The sequence below is a fragment of the Pedococcus sp. P3_C7 genome (assembly GCF_056402615.1).
The window spans coordinates 121,673-142,345 of the sequence record NZ_JBFUHC010000010.1 but is presented as its reverse complement, the minus strand read 5'-3'; the positions used below and the strand labels follow the sequence as shown (position 1 = coordinate 142,345).

The window sequence follows — 20,673 nt, the reverse complement described above, 5'->3', positions numbered from 1 at the left end:
ACTTGTCACCGGAGATGACCTCCACGACCACGAGCACCGCTGGAGTGGGCCTGCGCTCGGACCGCGGGCCCATCCTGCTGGCCCTGATGGTCTCGACAGGGCTCATCGCCATGGATGCGACCATCCTCGCCACGGCCGTGCCATCAGTCGTGCGCGACCTCGGCGGCTTCTCGCAGTTCCCCTGGCTGTTCTCGGTCTACCTGCTGGCGCAGGCCGTGTCGGTCCCCATCTATGCCAAGCTCGCCGACATCGTCGGGCGCAAGCCGCTGATGTTGTTCGGGATCGGCCTGTTCCTCGCCGGGTCGGTGCTGTGCGGCTTCGCCTGGAGTATGACCTCGCTCATCGTCTTCCGCGCGGTCCAGGGACTCGGCGCCGGCGCCGTGCAGCCGATGGCGATCACGATCGCGGGCGACATCTACACGGTTGCGGAGCGCGCCAAGGCCCAGGGCTACATCGCCAGCGTCTGGGCGGTGTCGTCAGTCGTCGGCCCCACCCTCGGCGGGATCTTCTCCCAGCTCGGCATCTGGCGCTGGATCTTCTTCGTCAACGTGCCGCTGTGCCTGCTGGCCGGCACCCTCATCGTCCGCGACTTCCACGAGCGCGTCGAGCGTAAGGCGCACCGCATCGACTTTGCGGGCGCCGCACTGCTCACCGTCGCCATGTCGCTGCTCATCCTCGGCATCCTGGAGGGTGGCCAGGCCTGGCCGTGGTCGTCGCCCACCAGCTTCGGCGTCCTGGGCGGCGGATCGTTGCTCCTGGTCGCGTTCCTCCTCGCCGAACGCCGAGCGGCGGAGCCCGTCCTGCCCCTGTGGGTGCTGAGCCGCCGCCTGCTCGCCACGACGACGATGCTGGCGCTGGGCGTCGGCGTGATCCTGATCGGCCTCACGTCGTTCGTCCCGACCTACCTCGAGAACTCCCTGGGCATCGACCCCCTCGTCGGCGGTCTCGCCCTCGCGGCCTTGACCATCGGCTGGCCGATCGCCGCCACGTTCTCAGGACGCCTGCTCTACCTGCGGTTCGGGTTCCGGCCGGCGATCCTGGTCGGCATGGCGCTCGTCGTCGTGGGCACCGGCACGCTCGCCCTGTTGTCGCAGCACCCTTCGGTGGCCGTGGTCGCGGCGACCTGTTTCGTCACCGGTCTCGGCCTGGGACTGGTTGCGAGCCCGTCGCTCATCGCGGCGCAGGCCAGCGTGGAGTGGCACGAACGCGGGGTCGCGACGGGCACCAACCTGTTCGCTCGCTCCATCGGCAGCGCGCTGGGCGCGGCGGTCCTGGGCGCCGTCGCGAACGGCGTCATCGCCCGCTCCGGACGTCCTGAGACCGACCCCGGCACCGCTGCCGACGCCGGCACCGCGGTGTTCGTCGGCGTCCTCGTAGCGGCGCTGATCACGATCGTGGCCGCGCTCCTGATGCCGAAGGTGACGGCGGACACCTCGCCCTCCTCTGCCTGACCCCACTTGTTGCCGACCAGCCGTCACGAGACCCCCGATCCGGGCCCTCCGTGACGCACAGGTGGCAACAAGTGGGAGATCAAGCGGAGGTGGACTCCTGCGACCGGTGGCGGCGGATCGCCCAGACTGCGATCGCCACCACCACGATGAGCCCGACGACGCCGGCAGCGCCGCGACCGAGCCACTTCTCGACCCGGTGGTAGGACTCGCCCGCGAGATAGCCGGCCGTGACTGCCGTGGCGCCCCAGGCGATCCCGCCGATCGCGTTCCACGGCAGGAAGACGCGGTACTTCATGCCGGAGAGTCCCGCGAGCGCCGGCATGACGGCCCGGAAGAACGCGGTCCACCGGCCCAGGAACACGGCCGACCCACCCCGGCGACGCAGGAAGTCCTGCGCCGACTCCAGCCGCTCCTGCCGCCTCTCCAGGATCTTCAGACCCATGACGCGGGGCCCGAACAGCCGGCCGATCTCATAACCCACCGAGTCGCCGATGACCGCCGCGAGGATGACCACCACGAGGACCCAGGCCAGCGACGTGTGCCCCAGGCTGGCGGTCACGCCGCCGATGATGGCCAGCGTCTCCCCGGGCAGCACGAACCCCACGAACAGCGCGTCCTCGGCGAACACCACCAGCGCCACGATGAGGTAGACCAGCCACGGGGGCGCCCCGAGCACCTGGTTGACGAGGTCGTTGATGAGCCCGCTCACGCCCCTGCTTCCTGTTCGCCCTCATGTGCCGACCTGATGGTCGCCGGCGCGACCGCGATCCGGCCGGCCGCCCGCTGTTCCTCAAAGAATGACAGCAGCACCTGAGAGCACTCTGACTCCCGCACTCCGCCGATCACCTCGACGCGATGGGTCGCCCGGCGGTCGCGGACCAGGTCCCAGACCGATCCGGTGGCCCCGAGCTTGGGATCCCAGGCGCCGAGCACCAGTCGCGAGATGCGCGACAGCATCAGCGCCCCCGCACACATCGGGCACGGCTCGAGCGTGACCACGAGCGTGCAGTCCTCCAGCCGCCACTCCCCCAGCGAGCGCGCCGCTGCGCGCAGCGCGACCACCTCGGCGTGCGCCGTCGGGTCGCCCTCGACCTCGCGCAGGTTCCGACCCTCACCGACCACCTCGCCCCCAGGCGAGACCACGACGGCCCCCACGGGCACGTCCCCGTCCCGAGCCGCAGCGGCGGCGAGGTCGAGCGCGAGACCCATCCACGCGGCATACCGCTCATCGACCGAGGGTCCGCGGGTGGAGGTCACGGGCCCAGTGTCGCCCATGGCCCGCGATCGGCACCGCGCGCCCGCCTACGGGCTTCCACGGATGTCGGTCGGATACCGCGAGGAAAGCATGTCCCTGAGGCCGCGGCACGAGGCCGCGACCCGTGGAGGAGGTGGCAACATGCCCGGATCACGACGCCGACTCGCAGCCGTGGCAGTCACGGTGGTCGCGATGAGCATCACCGGGGGGTGGTCGACCACGGCAGCTGCGTCTCCTGCGCCGGTCGACCCGACGACCCTCACCCCGGCGCCGCCGGCCTTCTTCAACGCCACGTGCACCCGCAACGGCGTCAGCATCATCTGCGACCTGCACTTCACCGAAGTCGTCCTCGACCACGAGCCGAACGGCGTGGTCTGCGACTCCGCTGCCGGGCCGGTCGAGCTGATCGAGGTCAACACGCGTTCGGTGGTGGGCAAGCGCTACTACGACGCGGACGGCAACCTGTTGCGCCGGCATTTCCGCGACGAGTGGACGGGCACCATCACCAACCCGGCAACCGGGAGGTCGGCTACCTACCTGCAGACCGACCGCATCCTCCACGACCTGGCCGTGCCCGGGGACAACACCACCGGCACCGAGGAGATCACCACGCGGCTGCGCGTGATCAACGACGCGGGCTCGACGATCTTCGTCGACGCGGGCCGCACCATCGTCCGTGAGGCCGACGGGTCGATCGAGTTCCAGGCGGGGCAGCACCGGTTCGACGACTACTTCGTCAACGGCAACACCGCCGCGGTCAAGCCGCTCTGCGACGCCCTGAGCTGAGCCCACGTCCCGGCCGTGGACGCGCTGAAGGCGTCACGCGCTAAGTTTCGCGTATGCGCGTACACGTTGCCGACCACCCGCTCATCACGCACAAGCTGACGTACCTGCGCGACAAGCGCACGGACAGCCCGACGTTCCGGCGGCTGGCCGAGGAGCTGGTGACGCTGCTGGCCTACGAGGCGACCCGCGACGTGCGCGTGGAACCGTTCGAGATCGAGACGCCGGTCGCCCCGACCACGGGCATCAAGCTGTCCAACCCCAAGCCGCTCATCGTGCCGATCCTGCGCGCCGGCCTGGGCATGCTCGAGGGCATGGTGCGCCTGCTGCCGAGCGCCGAGGTGGGCTTCCTGGGCATGCAGCGCAACGAGGAGACGCTCGAGGCGATCACCTACGCCAACCGGCTGCCCGACGACCTCAGTGGTCGGCAGTGCTACGTCATCGACCCGATGTTGGCCACCGGCGGCACCCTCGTCGACGCCATCCGCTACCTCGCCGACCGAGGCGCCGACGACATCACTGCGGTCACGCTGCTGGCCGCGCCCGAGGGCGTCAAGCACGTGGAAGAGGCTCTGGCCGACCTCACCATCCCGATCACCATCGTCACGGGTGCGATGGACGAGCGGCTCAACGACAAGGGCTACATCGTGCCCGGCCTCGGCGACGCGGGCGACCGCCTCTACGGCGTCGTCTGACCCTTCCGCCCGCCACGCCGCGCTTCGGCACGCCCCAACACCCCTTGGTATGCCGAGTGGCTGGGTCCTCCGGCGGCGCGCCTCTCAGGCTCGGGGCACCATCTGGTGCACGGTGGACGGTGAGGTGTGCCTTGTGGCGTGCCCACCGACGACCGATCAAGGAGATTGACATGCAGCGCGTGAAGAAGATCCTGCTGTGGGTCCTCGTCGCGTTTGCCGCCTACGCGATCTTCACCTCCCCGGACCAGGCAGCGGACATCGTCAGGACGTCCGCCTCGATCATGGGTGACGGCGTGAAGAACATCGGAAACTTCTTCGACGCACTGCTCGGCCGGTAGCAGGCAGGGGCGCGATGGCTGCCGCAGACCGGCGCCACGAGGAGCTCGACCGCTACCTGCTGGACGGCGAGCGCCTCGTCACTGCGGTGCACCAGCACTGGGGCAAGGTCGCCGAACCGGTCGGTTCGGCGGTCCTGGGCTGCGTCTTCGCGTTCTGGGTGGACGCCCGGATCGACCCAGCCCTGGGGTTGCTCAGCACGGCCGTGTGGTGGGCGTGGTTCGCGGTCGTCGCACGGATGGCCTACGAGCTGGCGCAATGGCGGCACGACTGGTTCGTGGCCACCGACAAGCGACTGCTCCTGTTCTACGGCTTCATCACCCGGAAGGTGTCGATGATGCCGCTGATGAAGGTCACCGACATGTCCTACGAGCGGTCCGTCCCCGGGCGGATCCTGGGCTACGGCCGCTTCGTCATGGAGTCGGCCGGCCAGGACCAGGCGCTGCGCGAGGTCAACTGGGTCCCCGAGCCCGATGAGCACTACCGCGCCATCTGCGCGGAGATCTTCGGCGTCGCCGACCACGCTCGACTCGACGTCGACGAGTACGGCGGCGAGTACTTCGGCGAGCACGGCGGCTCGTACCGGGGCGAGTCCAGCCGCGAGCACCGGTGGGACGACGAGCAGAGGCCGGCACCCGGCATACCCGATCCGTATGCCGGGTGGGACGACCCGCGGCACTCGCCCCGGCAACCCTCCCCGGCCTCTGAGGATCCGACGGACTCGCTGTATCGCAGCCCCGACCTGAGGGCTCGGGACCGCTCCGCGGAGACCGGTCCGATCCCGATCCGACCGCGGCGCGACTGGGACGACTGACGTCTCACCCTCGCCTCCTCCAAGGAGCGAGGTCGGGAAGGCGCCGCTAGCGTGTCCCGGACCGGGCCGCGAGAGCGGCGAACCGTCCGAGCCGGGAGGCGATGCGATGTCCGTCATGAGGACCAAGTCGATCGAGCAGTCGATCCGCGAGACCGACGAGCCGGAGTACCAGCTCAAGAAGAAGCTGACTGCCCTCGACCTCACCGTCTTCGGGATCGGCGTCATCATCGGCGCCGGCATCTTCACGCTGACGGGTCGGGCGGCAGCTGACTACGCCGGACCGTCCATCGCGATCTCGTTCGTCATCGCCGCGATCTGCTGCGCCCTGGCGGCGCTCTGCTATGCCGAGTTCGCCTCCACGGTGCCCGTGTCCGGATCGGCCTACACGTTCTCCTACGCCTCCCTCGGCGAGCTGGTCGCGTGGATCATCGGCTGGGACCTGCTCCTGGAGCTCATGCTCGGCGCCAGCGTCGTGGCCCAGGGCTGGTCGCAGTACGCCACCCTGCTCCTCGACAAGCTCGGCCTCACCGTGCCCGCGGGCCTGGCACCGGGGTCGCACTTCGACCTGCTGGCCTTCATCCTCGTCGTCGCGCTCACGGCGCTGATCTCCATCGGCATCAAGGAGTCGCTGCGCGTCAACCTCGTCCTGGTGGGCGTCAAGCTGTTCATCGTCCTGTTCGTGATCATCGCCGGGATCGGCTACATCAAGTCGGCCAACTACTCGCCGTTCATCCCGCCTTCGGTGTCCGGCAAGACCTCTGAGGGCATCCACGCGCCGCTCATCCAAGTACTCTTCGGGGTGACTCCGTCGACCTACGGCATCGCGGGCATCGTCGCCGGCGCCTCGATCGTGTTCTTCGCCTACATCGGCTTCGACGTCGTGGCGACCACAGCGGAGGAAGCCAAGAACCCCCAGCGTGACCTCCCGATCGGCATCATCGCCTCGCTGGTCATCTGCACGGTCCTCTACGTCGCCACGACCCTCGTCATCACAGGCATGGTCAAGTACACCGAGATCGATCCCAAGGCGGCGCTCGCCTCGGCGTTCGAGTCGGTCGGCAAGCCCGGGTTCGCCACGATGATCGCGGCCGGAGCGGTGGCCGGCCTGATGACCGTCGTCATGACGCTGATCATCGGTGCCACCAGGGTCACCTTTGCGATGTCGCGCGACTGGCTGCTGCCGCCGGTGCTGGGTCGCACGAACCGCAGGACGGGCACCCCTGTCCGGTTGACCGTGATGATCGGCGCGGCGATCGCCCTCATCGCGAGCCTGACCCCCATCGGCAAGCTCGAGGAGATGGTCAACATCGGGACGCTCTCAGCGTTCGCCCTGGTGTCGGTCGCGGTGCCTGTCCTGCGCAACAGGCGACCCGACCTCAAGAGGTCCTTCACGGTGCCCTTCTCACCGGTGCTCCCGATCGTGGCCGCGTTGATCAGCGTCTACCTGATGCTCAACCTGTCCGTCGAGACGTGGCTTCGTTTCATCGTCTGGATGGCCCTGGGCTTCCTCATCTACTTCACCTACGGCGTGCGCAACAGCCGGCTGTCGGGCAAGGCCAAGGAGGGGCAGCTTCCGAGCATGACGAGCACCTGAGTCGCGCGCGGAAGCTGCAGTGGACACCTGCCCGCCAGGGGCCAGGCCCCTCGCCAAAACTTGATGCTCACGCCGCGTCACTATCGCGGATGACCGACGTCTTCTTGGTTGACCGACCATTGTGACGATGCCGGTCAGGAACGGCGGGCGGCACCCGCAAACCCGCCCGCCGTTCCCCTTACGCTCCACGAGCATCTCGCACCACGTCACTTTTCCGTGCCCTGCGGCGTCTCCATGGATGACAAACCATTGGGGGGAATGGTCGGTCACCAGAAACGGCGGGCGGCACCGCACCCCCGCAACCCCGCCGCCCGCCGTTTCGCCGGATCACCGCGCAACCAGGGACGCGCTCCCACGACACGGGCTTGGAGACGGAGCGTGGTGCAGGGAGGAGCATGGTTGGCGACGGCCGCTGGCAACCGCGACTGGGTGCATGCCAGGAGGTATGCCGCCGCCCTGCAGTCATCCAAGCCCCTCCCGGTCCTCGACGGGTTGCCCGTGCGCCTGGCCCCCCACGAGACGGCCACCCTGCGCACGATCGCGACCTACGAACGCCTGTACCCGGCCCTGCCCACCTCACAGTGGGGAGACAGGCACAGCGCCTCGATCGTGGCCACGACCGACCGGCTGCTGGTCAACCACCGCCTCCGCGGCTGGATCTCCTTCTGGTTCACCGATCTGGCCCTCTACGAGCTCACGCTGGACGACAGCCCTTGGCGGATCGACATCATCTGGCGCAACGCTGACGAACCTCTCCGGCTGAGCGGGACAACGGGACCTCTGCTCGCCGTCCACGTCGCGGCGCACACCGGCGGGGCGCGGTGGCCGCAGCTCCCAGAGCTCCGACCGCTCCTGGACCCCAAGCAGCAGTGGGGCCAGCGGTAACAGCAGCCTCTCGTCGCTGAACGCGGCAGCTGAGTGCTCTTCCGTGGGCCCCGAAGCCGGTGTCACTCGGGCTGAGGCTGGGCCCCGAACCGGCGCACCTCCTGGGGCCATCCACATCCCTCCGCGAGCCGTCCGGCCCACAACGTGGCAGCCTCGTCGTCGGCAACGTCCACCACGGCGAAACCACCCAGGAACTCCTTGCTCTCGACGTAGGGACCGTCGGTGATCATCGCCGTGCCACTGGAGGGGTCGGCGCTGTACACCGGGCCGTCTTCCTCCAGCCCGCCGGCGAAGACGTACACGCCTGCAGCCTTCATCTCATCCACGACCGCCATGGCGAGCGGTCCGCGCCCGCGGAACCACTCCTCCGTGTGGTCGCCCACCCACTGCTGGTTGAAGTAGATGAGGTACTCGGCCATCACTGCTCCTTCTGCTCTTGCGGACCCCGTGGACCGCGTTCACCTGTGCCACGAACGGCGACAACCAAATACGACACCGTTGTACCGGAAGATCGACGCCGACCTGGGCGTCGCAACGAAGAGCACTCGCCCGCAGATCGAGACGACCCCGCGGACCGCGGCATGAGCGGACATTGACTCCTAGCAGGACTCCTCGACAACCAGCAGGTGACGACGCTCCTCGTCGCGGAACTCCGCTACGCAGAAGTCCGCTGGCACTCGGGTCGAGAAGTCTCTATCCACCACCCCCGCCACCGATCGCCAACAAGCCGAATGCGCTGAGGATGACGGCCGGAACGCTCAGGATGCACGCCAGCACGCCGAAAAAGCGCTCACGGAGGCCGGCTGCACTGTAATCACTGAGCGTTCGAGTCGATCTGACCAGGGCCCAGGCTCCAAAGCCCAACGTGAAGGGCAGGCTCAGGAAATAGATCGAGCTGAACTCGTTGGTGACCTCCTCGTGCCCGATCCAGCCCGCCACGTTGGCCAAGGCAAGCGCGTTGGGCGCCAACGCGCACAGGGCGAGTGCAACGGTCCACTCCTGCTCGGTGCGATACATCCTGTGACGTGTTGTCGACACATGAGGAGCGTAGCCCGGCGTCTGGCGGAAATTCGGCGTGGCGGTCGTGCCAAGCGAACTCAGTCAGTTCCAGCACATCGATAGCCGCGTCAGCGGCTGGACCCAACTCTGCCCGCGACCGAGCCTCCAGTCCCCACCCCTGCCTGCCCTCCCTATCGCCATGGCCGACCCCTGCCACCAGCGCTGCGCGAACATCCGCACATTGGCAGATCCGGTAGACCACCATTCCTGCCGAGCCCCGCTCCAGGCACACACGATGCGAGGGTGAGCATGCGGCTCCGCGGTGGCCACGCGGCATACTCGCGCTATGAGGCTTTCGGTCGTCCTCGACGGACGTGACCTGTCCCTGTTGGTGCCGTTCTGGACGGCGGCGCTCGGCTACGACGCGGTGTTCTCGCTGCCGGAGTTCGAGGTGCTGCGGCCGCGCGAGGGTGAGCCGCCGGGGCCGGTGTTCATCCTGCAGCGCGTGCCGGAGGAAAAGGCCGGCAAGAACCGCATGCACGTCGACGTCCACCCGCCACTCGAGCTCGGGGTGCCCGCGCTGGTCGAACGGCTGGAGGCGTTGGGGGGCAGGCGGATCGGCGATCCCGTCACCGACCTGCTCGAGGCGATCGACTCCTGGTGGCAGGTGATGGCCGACCCCGAGGGCAACGAGTTCTGCGTCGTCGCCGACCAGGGCCACCCACCGCCCGCTTGATCGTGGAGCCCGCAAGTCTGAAGGATCTGCCGGGTCTGGACCCGCCAGATCCTTCAAACTCGCCGGGGCAACGACCTCACAAAGCCTTGATGATGTCCTCGACGCGTTCCTTGGCGTCCCCGAAGAGCATCTGGCTGTTCTCCTTGAAGAACAGCGGGTTCTGCACTCCTGCATAGCCGGTCGCCATCGAGCGCTTGAACACGACGACGTTGCGCGCCTTCCAGACCTCGAGGACCGGCATGCCCGCGATCGGGCTGGTGGGGTCCTCCGCGGCGGACGGGTTCACGGTGTCGTTGGCGCCGATGACGAGGACGACGTCGGTGTCGGACAGGTCGCCGTTGATCTCGTCCATCTCCAGGACGATGTCGTAGGGCACCTTGGCCTCGGCGAGCAGGACGTTCATGTGCCCGGGCAGGCGACCCGCGACGGGGTGGATGCCGAACCGGACGTTGACGCCCTTCTTGCGCAGCTGGCTGGTCAGCTCCGCGACCGGGTACTGCGCCTGGGCGACGGCCATGCCGTAGCCGGGCGTGATGACGACGGTCGAGGCGTCGCGCAGCAGCTCCGCGACGTCGGCCGCGATCGTCTCGTGGTGCTCGCCGTAGTCCTTGTCGTCGCCGACGGACACCTCCTGGCCGAATCCGCCTGCGATCACGGAGAAGAAGGAGCGGTTCATGGCCCTGCACATGATGTAGGAGAGGATCGCACCGGAGGAGCCGACGAGCGCGCCCGTGACGATGAGCAGGTCGTTGCCGAGCATGAAGCCCGCCGCGGCCGCGGCCCACCCGGAGTAGCTGTTGAGCATCGACACGACGACGGGCATGTCCCCGCCGCCGATCGAGGCGACGAGGTGCCAGCCGAACGCCAGCGAGATGACCGTCATGAGCAGCAGTGGGACGACCGAGTGGGACTGGACGAACCAGAAGAGCAGCCCGGCCGACACGACCAGGGCCGCAAGGTTGAGCCAGTGCCGCGCCGGCAGCATCAGCGGTGAGGACTTGATCCGTGCGCTGAGCTTGAGGAACGCCACGATCGACCCGGTGAACGTCACCGCACCGATGAAGACACCGAGGAAGACCTCGACGAGGTGCAGCTTGTCGTCGGTCCCGGCGTCGCGGGACTCGAGGAAGGAGCTGTAGCCCACGAGCACCGCCGCCAGACCGACGAAGCTGTGCAACATCGCGACCAGCTCGGGCATCTGCGTCATCTCGACGACCCGCGCCCGCCACAGCCCGATCGCCGCGCCGACGGCCATCGCGCCGACGATGAGGCCGAGGGTGAGCACGGGGTGGGCCGCGCGGTCGACCGAGAGCCAGATGGTCGCGACGAGCGCGAGGACCATGCCCGCCACGCCGAAAGCGTTGCCCTCCTTGGCCTTCTCGTGCTTCGAGAGCCCCGCGAGGGAGAGCACGAAGAGCACAGCCGCGACGATGTATGCCGCCTGCACCAGGTTGTTGGTGACGTTGCCGCTCATACCGGTTCAGTCCTTCCTGAACATCTGGAGCATCCGGCCGGTCACGGCGAACCCTCCGAAGATGTTGATGCTGGCCACGAGCGTGGCGAGGAACGCGAGGACCTGGATCAGGGCGTTGGAGCTGCCGAGCTGGAGCACGCCGCCGACGAGGATGATGCCGCTGATCGCGTTGGTCTCGGCCATCAGCGGGGTGTGCAGGGCGTGGGCGACGTTGGAGATGACGTAGAAGCCGACGATGACCGCGAGCGCGAACACGGTGAAGTGGCCCAGGAAGACCGCGGGCGAGTTCGCCGCGACGAGGCCGAAGACGACGGCGGCCAGGGCCATCACCGCGTACTTGCGCCGCGGGTCCGGCGGGGGTTTCGGCGCCTTCGGTTCGGGCGCGGCCGTGGCCGCCGCGGCCGGTGCCGCACTGACCTGCACGGCCGGGGGCGGCCAGAGCGTCTGGCCGTCACGACACACGGTCATGCCGCGCTGGACCACGTCGTCGAGGTCGAGGACGACGCGCCCGTCCTTGCCCGGCGTGAGCAGCTTGAGCAGGTTGACGAGGTTGGTGCCGAACAGCTGGCTCGCCTGCGTGGGCAGCCGCCCGGGCAGGTCGGTGTAGCCGATCAGCTTGACGCCGTTGGCGCTGGTCACGATCTGGTCGGCCACGGTGCCGGCGACGTTGCCGCCGTTGGAGGCGGCCATGTCGACGACGACCGAGCCGGGCTTCATCGACGCCACCATCTCCTCGGTGATGAGGCGTGGGGCCGGCTTGCCGGGGATGAGTGCGGTGGTGATGACGATGTCGACGTCCTTGGCCTGCTCGGCGTAGAGCTCGGCCGCCTTGCGGTTGAAGTCCTCGCCCATCTCCTTGGCGTAGCCGGTGGCCGACGGGCCTTCGTCGTCGACCGCGATCCGCAGGAACTCGGCACCCATCGACTCGACCTGCTCGCCGACCTCGGACCTCGCGTCGAAGGCCCGGACGATCGCACCCAGGCTGCTGGCCGTGCCGATCGCTGCGAGACCGGCCACCCCGGCACCGACGACCAGCACCTTGGCGGGCGGGACCTTGCCGGCCGCGGTCACCTGGCCGGTGAACAGCGACCCGAACTCGTGCGCGGCCTCGATGACCGCGCGGTACCCGCCGATGTTGGCCATCGACGACAGGACGTCGAGGGACTGCGCACGCGAGATGCGGGGCACCGCGTCCATCGCGAGCGCCGTCACGCCCGCAGCGGTCAGCTTGTCGACCAGCGCAGGGTTGAGGGCAGGCGAGATGAGCGAGGCGAACAGCGAGCCGGGACGCAACCGCCCGATCTCCTCGTCGGTGGGCCCGTTGACCTTCAGCACGACGTCGCTCGTCCACGCGTCTGAGTCATCGACCGCCGAGCCATTGACCCCCGAGCCCTTGACCACCGAGCCGTTGACCACGGAAGCTCCAGCCGCGGCATACGCGTCATCGGAGAACGACGACCGCGCGCCGGCGCCCGCCTCGACCACCACGTCGTACCCGAGGCCGACCAGCTGGCCCACAGTCTTGGGCGTGGCGGCGACCCGGGTCTCGCCCGGCTTGGACTCTGCTGGAACACCGATCCGCACTACTGCTCCCGTCGCTGGAAGGCCGTGGAACGCCGCATGACGCAGCTGACGCCGCCCGCCGTCCATTGGCTGGACGACGGGCGCGAGGCGGTGCGGGGGGACGGCTCAGACGAGGCCGATCACGATCAGGGTCATCAGGGCGATGAGCGTGATCGCACCGAGGAAGAGGCCGCCGCCGATGTCGGACTGGGTCTCGGCGTACGTGCGGTCGGTGTGCAGGTAGTCGTGGGGGTACTTGCCGGCGTGGCCGCGCGAGTGGCGGCCGGCGCGCTCGGCGGCGCGGGTACGGGTTCGGGTGGTGGAACGGGTCATGTCACTCACTCCTTTCAATACGCTACGTACCGTATCGTAACTCGTCCGACAGTGCAAAACTGCGATGAGTTCGCCGACCGGCGCAGGTCGATACTGGTGACCCCGAGGAGGACCTGTGACGGACCGAACGCACCCCGAAGCGAGCCGCAACCGGCTGCGGTGGAGCGACCCCTTCATGCCGACGTTCGTGCAGCTGCTCGCGAACGTGCTGCTGGTCTCGGTCATCAACTTCACGGTCTGGTTCGCCATCACGTTCTTCGTCTACCTCGAGACGCGCTCGGTCTTCGCGACGGGCATGATCGCCGGCATCTTCCTCGTGGCCACGATGCTCACCGGGATCTGGTTCGGCAGCCTCGTCGACCACCACTCCAAGAAAGCCGTCATGCAGGGGTCGGCCCTCGCCTCACTGGTCCTCTACGCCGCCTCGTTCGGGCTCTATCTCGTCACGCCGCGCGAGGAGTTCACCGACCCGACGAGTCTGCGCCTGTGGGTCTTCGTGGTCCTCCTCATGACCGGCATGATCGCGGGCAACCTGCGCACCATCGCGCTGCCGACCGTGGTGACCGCGCTCGTCCCAGAGCACCAGCGCGACCGGGCCAACGGGCTCGTCGGCACCACGTCGGGGGTGTCGTTCCTCGTCACGTCCGTGATCAGCGGCCTGCTCGTGGGCGCCAACGGCATGCTGGGCGTGCTGGTCCTGGCCCTCGTGGTCATCGGACTCGCACTGGTGCACCTCCCCTTCGTGAAGCTCCCCTCCGACGTCGACTCGGCGGCCGACGGCGGCGACCGCAAGGTCGACCTGGCGGGCACGGTGAAGGTCGTGCGCGGCATACCGGGCATGCCTGCGCTCATCGCGTTCTCGACGATCAACAACTTCCTCGGCGGCGTGTTCATGGCCCTCATGGACGCCTACGGCCTGTCGATGGTGTCGGTCCAGACGTGGGGGTTCCTGTGGGGCGCCCTGTCCGGCGTCCTGATCATCGCGGGGCTGCTCATCACCCGCACCGGCCTGTCCTCCAATCCGGTGCGGCTGATCCTGCTCATCAACCTGGCACTGTGGACGACGACCGTGGTCTTCCCGATGCGCAACTCGATCATCTGGCTGGCGGTCGGGATGGTCGTCTACATGGCGCTCGTCCCGTACGTCGAGGCCTCCGAGCAGACGGTGCTGCAGAAGGTCGTGCCCTACGAGCGGCAGGGGCGGGTCTTCGGGTTCGCCCAGAGCGTGGAGCAGTCGGCCTCGCCACTGACCGCGTTCCTGATCAGCCCGCTGGCCCAGTTCGCCTTCATCCCGTTCATGACCGACGGGCTCGGCGCGAAGTGGATCGGCTCGTGGTTCGGCACGGGGCCGACGCGAGGGATCGCCCTGGTGTTCGTCCTGGCCGGGCTGCTGGGCCTGGCCCTGACGGCCTACGCGCTCACCAGCCGCTTCTACCGCCAGCTGCGCGACCGGTATGCCGCGGCGCCGGCAGCCGTGCCGCAGCAGGCTCCGGCGCCCCGAGTCTGAAGGATCTGCCGGGCCAGGGGTCCCAGGCTCCTTCAGACTCGCGCGGGCGGGTGACGCCGCCGCCCAGGTGCGCGGTCAGGCGCTGGCGCCGCCGACGTCGCCGTGGGGGACGGGCTGGCCGAGCCGGCCGGCCTGGTAGTCCTCGAAAGCCTTGCGGACCTCTGCCTCGGTGTTCATCACGAACGGGCCGGCCCAGGCGACTGGTTCGCGGATGGGCAGGCCGCCGAGCACCACGACGTCGAGCCCCGCGGCATACCGCTCCTGCTGGGTGCGGGCCGAGGACAGCTGGATGGCGTCGCCGGGTCCGAAGACGGCGAGCTGTCCGGGACCGACGGGCGTCTGGTCGGGGCCGACGAAGCCGTCACCGCTCATGACGTAGACGAGGGCGTTGAAGTCGCGACGCCACGGGAGGGACAGCTCGCCACCGGGAGCCACGGTCGCGTGCACCATCGCCATGGGGGTGTGGGTCGAGCCGGGACCCTGCACTCCCCCGACCTCGCCGGCGATGACGCGCAGCAAGGAGCCGCCGTCGGCGGAGGTCAGCAGCCCGACCTCGCTCGACCGCAGGTCCTGGTATGCCGGTGCCTTCAGCTTGTCGACCTTCGGCAGGTTCACCCAGAGCTGGAAACCGTGGAACAGCCCACCGCTGACGACGAGGTGCTCCGGCGGGGCCTCGATGTGCAGGATCCCCGAACCGGCCGTCATCCACTGGGTGTCGCCGTCGGTGATCGTGCCGCCGCCACCGAAGGAGTCCTGGTGGTCGAAGATGCCGTCGATGATGTAGGTGACCGTCTCGAAGCCGCGGTGCGGGTGCCAGGGCGTGCCCTTGGGCTCGCCCGGCGCATACTCGACGGCGCCCATCTCGTCCATGTGGATGAACGGGTCGAGGTCGCGCAGGTCGACACCGGCGAAGGCGCGCTTGACCGGGAACCCCTCCCCCTCGAGGCCACTCGGGGCGCTGGTCACGGAGCGGACGCGGCGCTGCTCGGCGATGGCGCCCGGCGCGGGGACGCGCGGCAGAACCGTGAGGTCGGCGACGGAGACAGCAGGCATGGGCACTCCCGATCTAGTTCGAATTTCAACTATCCCGTAGAACCAGCGCGCCCGTCAACCCATTCCCCCACCGCTCGCCGACGACGAAGCCCGGCCGCAGGAATGCCTGCTGACCGGGCCTCGGGTGCCGTCAGACCTGCGGGCGACGGTCCCCGCGGTCGGCGGCCTCGCGGTCGGCGGCCTCGCGGTCAGCGTCCACGGTCTCGGCCTCGCGGTCGCCGGCTCGGTCAGCGTCCACGGTCCCGGCCTCGCGGTCGCCGGCTCGGTCAGCGTCCACGGTCTCGGCCTGGTTCTCGGCCTCGGTCGTGGACACGTTCTCGGACACGTCGACGTCGGGGTCGCGCTCGTCAGCCGCACGCAGGTGCTCGTCGCGGTTCTCGCGCGCCCTCTCGGCGTCCTCGGCCCGTCGCTGGGCCTCCGACTCGAGCTGGACAGCCCGGGCCTGCTGCTCCTGCGCCTCGGCCCTGGCCTTCTCGGCCTGCGCCTGGGCCTCGGCTGCTGCAGCGTCCCGCTCGCGGTGGTCGCGGTCGTGCTGCTCAGCCTCGGACCGCAGGTCGGCGGCCTCCTCGCGACGGGTTTCCAGCTGGCGGCTCCTGTTCATCATGACCAGCCAGGCGACGACAGCCACGGCGACGATGATGACGATGATCCAGACGATGGGTTTCATGAGCCCTCCTGGGTTGGGCCGGAAGGGGGTCCCCGGCACTGGCAACCTAGGGCAGCCCAGCGCAAACGTCCACCGCCGAGGTGGCCGTTTGCGCAGGTCAGCGCCCCACATGCGCCCTCAGGCCGCTGCTCCGGCTGCGGGCTGGGGCCGGTGCGGAGCGTCCACGTCAGTCCGGGCGAGCCGCTCGTCCAGTCGCGTCGAGGACGTCGTTGAGGAAACGCAGGACCAGCTCCTGCTCCTGCCGGTCGTAGCGGTTGATAGCCGCCAGCATCTCCACCGCGAGCGGCCCGAACACCTGCCGCCCGACGGCCATGGCGTCGTCGGTCATCTCGATCGAGACCCGTCGGCGGTCGCTGCTGGCGTGGGTGCGCTGGACGTGCCCGACGGACTCGAGGCGGGTCAGGAGCGCGGAGGTGGCCGGCGCGCTGAGGTTGAGGGCCGCCGCCAGCTCGCTGGGGGTGAGGTGCTCCCCCTGCCGGCCGGCGTCCATGACGTGCCCGAGCGCCACCAGATCGGTGCGGTGCATCCCCACGGCCCCGCCATGCACGTCGATGTAGCGATCCATCGCCGTGGTGAAGGCGCGGAGCGCGTCGACGATGGCAGCAGGCACCGGCTCGCGGGAGTCATGGCCCTCGGGCTGGCGCGTCGTCATGCCAGCAGTCTAGTATTTCCATCATGGAACTGTTCCATAACCGACAAGACGCAGGAGGGGCTGTGGACCACGGGCTCTTCGGACCGGCCGCCCGCGCCCTCGGAGCGCTCGCCACCCCCCGCACGAAGTGGGCCACCGTGGTGCTTGCACTGCTCGTCTCTGGGGCTGCCTTCGCGTTCGCCGGCGAACCGGCTCCGGTCTCGACCACCGCGGCATCCCTGCCCGCGAGTGCCGAGGCCGCGAGGGCGGCTGTGCTGCGAGACGGCCTGCCGTCGAGCGGCGTCTCGCCGGCCGTCGTCGTCTACACCCGCGACGGGGCCAGCCTCGACGCGGGCGCCCTCCGGGCCGTGGAACAGTCGCGTGACCGTGGCACAGCTGCCGTGTCGGCCTGGGCCCCGGCGAGCCAGGACGCCGGCAGCGGCTCGGGCGGCTCGGGCGGCTCTGGCGGCTCGCCCGCCCAGGGCGCCGCGGCCGGCGCCGGTGGCATCCCGCCGCTGGTGTCGGACGACGGCTCGACCGCGCTGGTCATCGTGCCTCTGCGCGCCGACCTCGCCGACGACGACGTCTCGAAGGCGGTCGCCGCGCTGCGCCAGGGCGTCAACACGGGTCTACCCGAGGGCATCTCCGCGACCGTCACCGGCGGTCCGGCCTTCTCCGCCGACATCGGGGCCGTGTTCGACGGCGCTGACATCCGCTTGCTCGGGTCCACCGCGGCGGTCGTCGCCATCCTGTTGCTGCTCACCTACCGCAGCCCGTGGCTCTGGCTGGTGCCCCTGACCGTCGTCGGCACGGGCGACCAGGTGGCGAGCAAGGCCATCGCCTTCCTCAGCCGGACCACCGAGCTGCGGGCTGACGGGGCCGTCACGGGGATCACCTCGGTCCTCGTCTTCGGCGCCGGGACCAACTACGCCCTGCTACTGATCGCGCGCTACCGGGAGGAGCTGCGCCGCACCGAGGACCGCCATGAGGCCATCCGCGCCGCCCTCCACTCCGCCGCGCCGGCGATCCTCGCCAGTGGGGGCACCGTGATCCTCGCCCTCCTCAGCCTCGGTCTTGCCGACGACCCGTTCGCCCAGTCCCTCGGCTATGCCGGTGCCACGGGGATCGCGATCGCGCTCGCCTACGCCTTGCTGTTCCTCCCCGCAGCGCTGGTGCTGTTCGGCCGGCGACTCTTCTGGCCCTTCGTGCCGCGGATCGGCACGCTCGACCCCAGCCACGCTGGAGCCTGGCGGCGGATCGGAGAAGCAGTCACCCGCCGCCCCCTCCTGGTAGGGCTGGGGTCCGTAGTGGTGCTCGCCGTCCTCGCTCTCGGCGGCACCGGCCTGTCGGTGGGCCAGTCGCCGCAGGAGCAGTTCCTCGACAAGCCGGAGGCCGTGGTGGGACAAGAGCAGCTGGCCAGGGCATTCCCGGCTGGCACGAGCGACCCCGCGGTCGTCGTGGCCGACCGGGCGTCGACCGACGCCGTGACCTCGGCAGCGAAGTTGGTGCCCGGCGTCCAGACCGTGCGCACTGCCGGCAGCGATGCGCGACTCGTCCAGCTCGACATGGTGCTGACCGCGGACCCGGGAACGCCGGCGGCGTTCGACCAGGTCAGGGCACTGCGCAAGGCAGTTCACGCGGTGCCCGGCGCCAACGCGGTCGTCGGCGGGTCCGACGCCGAGTCGCTGGATGCGCGCACGACCGCCGAGCGCGACCGGTTGCTGCTGTTCCCCCTGATCCTCGGGATCGTCCTCGTCGTCCTGCTGGTGCTGTTGCGCTCCGTGGTGGCCGCACTGGTCCTCGTGACGACCGTCGTGGCCACCTACGTCGCCAGCATGGGCGCCAGCTGGTTCGCCTTCCAGCACCTGCTGGGCTTCCCGCCACTCGACGTGAGCACGCCACTGCTCGCCTTCCTCTTCCTCGTGGCGCTGGGTGTCGACTACAACATCTTCCTGGCCACCCGAGCCCGCGAGGAGGCGTCCGGCGGCGCGTCCGCCCGCGAGTCCATCGTCACGGCCCTGGCCGTGACCGGCGGGGTGATCACGAGCGCCGGGATCCTGCTCGCAGCGGTCTTCGCGGTCCTCGGCGTGTTGCCACTGGTGCAGCTGGCCCAGATCGGTGTGATCGTCGGGTTCGGTGTGCTGCTCGACACGCTGCTCGTGCGGTCGGTCCTGGTCCCTGCGGTCGTCAGCCTGCTCGGCGAGGGGTTCTGGTGGCCCAGCCACCCGACTGCCCGAGCAGACCACCCGACCAGCGCCGAGCCCGCCTCAACCGAGGCCCAGCTCAGCCACTGACTTCTCACGCATCTCGACCTTGCGGACCTTGCCGGTGACGGTCATCGGGAACTCGTCGACGATCGTGACGTAGCGCGGGATCTTGTAGTGCGCGAGCTTGCCCGTCGCGAACGCTCGAACGGACTCGGCATCGAGCGGCTTTGCGCCCTCCCGCATGCGGATCCAGGCGCACAGCTCCTCGCCGTACTTCTCGTCGGGCACCCCGATCACCTGGGCGTCGAGGATGTCGGGGTGGGTGTAGAGGAACTCCTCGATCTCGCGCGGGTAGACGTTCTCCCCACCTCGGATGACCATGTCCTTGATCCGGCCGGTGATCTGGACGTAGCCGTCATCGTCCATGACCGCGATGTCGCCGGTGTGCATCCAGCCGTCGACCAGCACCTCGTCGGTCTTGTCCTGCTGCTCCCAGTAGCCCAGCATCACCGAGTAACCCTTGGTGCAGAACTCGCCGGCCTCACCGCGCGGCAGCGTCTCTCCCGTCACCGGGTCGACGACCTTGATCTCGAGGTGGGGGCCGACCCGGCCGACCGTGCCGACCTTCTGCTCGAAGGTGTCGTCGGTGCGGTTCTGCGTGGAGACCGGTGACGTCTCGGTCATCCCGTAGCAGATCGTCATCTCGGTGATCCCGGCGTCGATGAGCTTGGTCATCATCGTTGCAGGACAAGGCGATCCGGCCATGATCCCGGTCCTCACCGAGGACAGGTCGTATGCCGCGAAGTCCGGGAGCGACCACTCCGCGATGAACATCGTGGGGACGCCGTAGAGCGAGGTGCACTTCTCGTCGGCCGTCGCCTTGAGCGTCGCAGCCGGATCGAAACCGGGCGCAGGGATCACCATCGCGGCGCCGTGGGTGGTGCAGGCGAGGTTGCCCATGACCATCCCGAAGCAGTGGTAGAAGGGCACCGGGATGCACACCCGGTCGGCCTCGGTGTAGCGGCACAGCTCGCCCACGAAGAAGCCGTTGTTGAGGATGTTGCGGTGCGACAGGGTGGCGCCCTTGGGGAAGCCGGTGGTGCCCGACGTGTACTGGATGTTGATCGCGTCGTGCGGATCGAGGGTCGCCTGGACCTGCGCGACCTGCTCCGACGTGACCTCGTCGGACCGCGACAGCAGGGCATCCCACGAGGCCTGCCCGAAGACGTAGGAGTCGCGGACACCGGGGCAGCTCGCCCGCACCTCCTCGAGCATCGCCACGTAGTCGCTGGTCTTGAAGGACTCGGCGAGGAAGACGGCGCAGATGCCGGCCTGCTTCAGGACGAACTCCAGCTCGTGCGTCCGGTAGCTCGGGTTGATGTTGACCAGGATCGCGCCGATCTTGGCGGTGGCGTACTGCACCACGGTCCACTGCGCGCAGTTCGGCGCCCAGATGCCGACCCTCTCGCCCTTGGTCACCCCGCTGGCGAGCAGCGCACGGGCGAGCCGGTCCACCTCGGCGGCGAACTCGGCATACGTCCAGCGGATCCCCTGGGCCACGTCCACCAGCGCGTCGCGGTCCGCGAACCGGGCCACGGTCGCATCCAGGTTGTCGGGGATCGTCTGCTCCAGGAGCGGGACGTCGGTCTCACCCGCGGCGTGCGACAGCGTTGTCATGCCTGTCATCCCA

21 protein-coding genes are annotated in these 20,673 nt (G+C 69.2%); 10 read left to right on the top strand and 11 right to left on the bottom strand.

Annotated features, from left to right (window positions below; translation table 11 throughout):
* The first annotated feature begins 14 nt into the window (after positions 1-14).
* The gene (locus tag AC1DS4_RS14835) at positions 15-1,451 is read left to right on the top strand and encodes an MDR family MFS transporter (protein ID WP_477633712.1); all 1,437 of its coding nucleotides are present in this window, start codon (positions 15-17) and stop codon (positions 1,449-1,451) included.
* A 79-nt stretch (positions 1,452-1,530) separates the two neighbouring features.
* Here the strand turns inward: AC1DS4_RS14835 and AC1DS4_RS14830 are convergent, their stop codons facing one another.
* Entirely contained in the window at positions 1,531-2,160 is a 630-nt protein-coding gene (locus tag AC1DS4_RS14830; RefSeq protein ID WP_477633713.1) for a DedA family protein, read from the bottom strand.
* Positions 2,157-2,660 (bottom strand): nucleoside deaminase, encoded by a 504-nt coding sequence (locus AC1DS4_RS14825; protein WP_477633719.1) that lies wholly within the window; start codon positions 2,658-2,660, stop codon positions 2,157-2,159. Before AC1DS4_RS14825 ends, AC1DS4_RS14830 begins: the two co-directional genes overlap by 4 nt.
* Before the next feature lie 187 nt (positions 2,661-2,847).
* On the opposite strand from AC1DS4_RS14825, the gene AC1DS4_RS14820 reads away from it, so the two are divergent.
* From AC1DS4_RS14820 to AC1DS4_RS14795, 6 genes are all read left to right on the top strand, one after another.
* Positions 2,848-3,492 carry a hypothetical protein gene (locus tag AC1DS4_RS14820; protein WP_477624768.1) on the top strand — a complete coding sequence of 215 codons (645 nt, stop codon included), beginning with the start codon at positions 2,848-2,850 and terminating at the stop codon, positions 3,490-3,492.
* A gap of 53 nt (positions 3,493-3,545) precedes the next feature.
* Positions 3,546-4,184 carry a uracil phosphoribosyltransferase gene (gene upp / locus AC1DS4_RS14815; protein ID WP_477614495.1) on the top strand — a complete coding sequence of 213 codons (639 nt, stop codon included), beginning with the start codon at positions 3,546-3,548 and terminating at the stop codon, positions 4,182-4,184.
* Between the two features lie 170 nt (positions 4,185-4,354).
* Entirely contained in the window at positions 4,355-4,522 is a 168-nt protein-coding gene (locus AC1DS4_RS14810; RefSeq protein ID WP_477617180.1) for a hypothetical protein, read from the top strand.
* Between the two features lie 14 nt (positions 4,523-4,536).
* On the top strand, positions 4,537-5,334 hold the full coding sequence (locus tag AC1DS4_RS14805; protein WP_477633714.1) for a PH domain-containing protein: 798 nt from the start codon (positions 4,537-4,539) through the stop codon (positions 5,332-5,334).
* A gap of 106 nt (positions 5,335-5,440) precedes the next feature.
* Positions 5,441-6,928, top strand: coding sequence for an amino acid permease (locus AC1DS4_RS14800; protein WP_477633715.1), 1,488 nt, complete (start codon positions 5,441-5,443; stop codon positions 6,926-6,928).
* 399 nt (positions 6,929-7,327) lie between these two features.
* Complete coding sequence (locus tag AC1DS4_RS14795) at positions 7,328-7,813, top strand: hypothetical protein (RefSeq protein ID WP_477624771.1); 486 nt, start codon at positions 7,328-7,330, stop codon at positions 7,811-7,813.
* A gap of 62 nt (positions 7,814-7,875) precedes the next feature.
* On the opposite strand, the gene AC1DS4_RS14790 is transcribed toward AC1DS4_RS14795, so the two are convergent.
* Positions 7,876-8,232 (bottom strand): YciI family protein, encoded by a 357-nt coding sequence (locus AC1DS4_RS14790; RefSeq protein WP_477624772.1) that lies wholly within the window; start codon positions 8,230-8,232, stop codon positions 7,876-7,878.
* Between the two features lie 274 nt (positions 8,233-8,506).
* The gene (locus tag AC1DS4_RS14785) at positions 8,507-8,830 is read right to left on the bottom strand and encodes a hypothetical protein (protein WP_477624773.1); all 324 of its coding nucleotides are present in this window, start codon (positions 8,828-8,830) and stop codon (positions 8,507-8,509) included.
* A 328-nt stretch (positions 8,831-9,158) separates the two neighbouring features.
* Here AC1DS4_RS14785 and AC1DS4_RS14780 point away from each other — a divergent pair, with 328 nt between their 5' ends.
* Positions 9,159-9,548: a VOC family protein gene (locus AC1DS4_RS14780; RefSeq protein ID WP_477614488.1), complete on the top strand. Its 390-nt coding sequence runs from the start codon at positions 9,159-9,161 to the stop codon at positions 9,546-9,548.
* Between the two features lie 76 nt (positions 9,549-9,624).
* Here AC1DS4_RS14780 and pntB read toward each other — a convergent pair whose 3' ends face one another.
* The 3 genes from pntB to AC1DS4_RS14765 all read right to left on the bottom strand — a co-directional run bounded on the left by pntB (position 9,625) and on the right by AC1DS4_RS14765 (position 12,918).
* Positions 9,625-11,022: a Re/Si-specific NAD(P)(+) transhydrogenase subunit beta gene (pntB, locus tag AC1DS4_RS14775; RefSeq protein ID WP_477624774.1), complete on the bottom strand. Its 1,398-nt coding sequence runs from the start codon at positions 11,020-11,022 to the stop codon at positions 9,625-9,627.
* 6 nt (positions 11,023-11,028) lie between these two features.
* Complete coding sequence (locus tag AC1DS4_RS14770) at positions 11,029-12,606, bottom strand: Re/Si-specific NAD(P)(+) transhydrogenase subunit alpha (RefSeq protein WP_477624775.1); 1,578 nt, start codon at positions 12,604-12,606, stop codon at positions 11,029-11,031.
* Positions 12,607-12,711: 105 nt separating this feature from the next.
* Positions 12,712-12,918, bottom strand: coding sequence for a hypothetical protein (locus AC1DS4_RS14765; RefSeq protein ID WP_477614485.1), 207 nt, complete (start codon positions 12,916-12,918; stop codon positions 12,712-12,714).
* A gap of 115 nt (positions 12,919-13,033) precedes the next feature.
* Between AC1DS4_RS14765 and AC1DS4_RS14760 the strand changes: the two genes are divergently transcribed.
* Positions 13,034-14,425: an MFS transporter gene (locus AC1DS4_RS14760; protein ID WP_477633716.1), complete on the top strand. Its 1,392-nt coding sequence runs from the start codon at positions 13,034-13,036 to the stop codon at positions 14,423-14,425.
* Between the two features lie 75 nt (positions 14,426-14,500).
* Here the strand turns inward: AC1DS4_RS14760 and AC1DS4_RS14755 are convergent, their stop codons facing one another.
* From AC1DS4_RS14755 to AC1DS4_RS14745, 3 genes are all read right to left on the bottom strand, one after another.
* On the bottom strand, positions 14,501-15,478 hold the full coding sequence (locus AC1DS4_RS14755) for a pirin family protein (protein ID WP_477614483.1): 978 nt from the start codon (positions 15,476-15,478) through the stop codon (positions 14,501-14,503).
* 130 nt (positions 15,479-15,608) lie between these two features.
* The gene (locus AC1DS4_RS14750) at positions 15,609-16,145 is read right to left on the bottom strand and encodes a hypothetical protein (protein ID WP_477633717.1); all 537 of its coding nucleotides are present in this window, start codon (positions 16,143-16,145) and stop codon (positions 15,609-15,611) included.
* A 166-nt stretch (positions 16,146-16,311) separates the two neighbouring features.
* Positions 16,312-16,797: a MarR family winged helix-turn-helix transcriptional regulator gene (locus AC1DS4_RS14745; RefSeq protein WP_477614481.1), complete on the bottom strand. Its 486-nt coding sequence runs from the start codon at positions 16,795-16,797 to the stop codon at positions 16,312-16,314.
* 23 nt (positions 16,798-16,820) lie between these two features.
* Here AC1DS4_RS14745 and AC1DS4_RS14740 point away from each other — a divergent pair, with 23 nt between their 5' ends.
* Positions 16,821-19,070 carry an MMPL family transporter gene (locus AC1DS4_RS14740; RefSeq protein WP_477646062.1) on the top strand — a complete coding sequence of 750 codons (2,250 nt, stop codon included), beginning with the start codon at positions 16,821-16,823 and terminating at the stop codon, positions 19,068-19,070.
* Here AC1DS4_RS14740 and AC1DS4_RS14735 read toward each other — a convergent pair.
* Positions 19,044-20,669, bottom strand: a complete 1,626-nt coding sequence (locus AC1DS4_RS14735; RefSeq protein ID WP_477614623.1) for an AMP-binding protein — start codon at positions 20,667-20,669, stop codon at positions 19,044-19,046. The genes AC1DS4_RS14740 and AC1DS4_RS14735 overlap by 27 nt on opposite strands.
* Between the last annotated feature and the right edge of the window lie 4 nt (positions 20,670-20,673).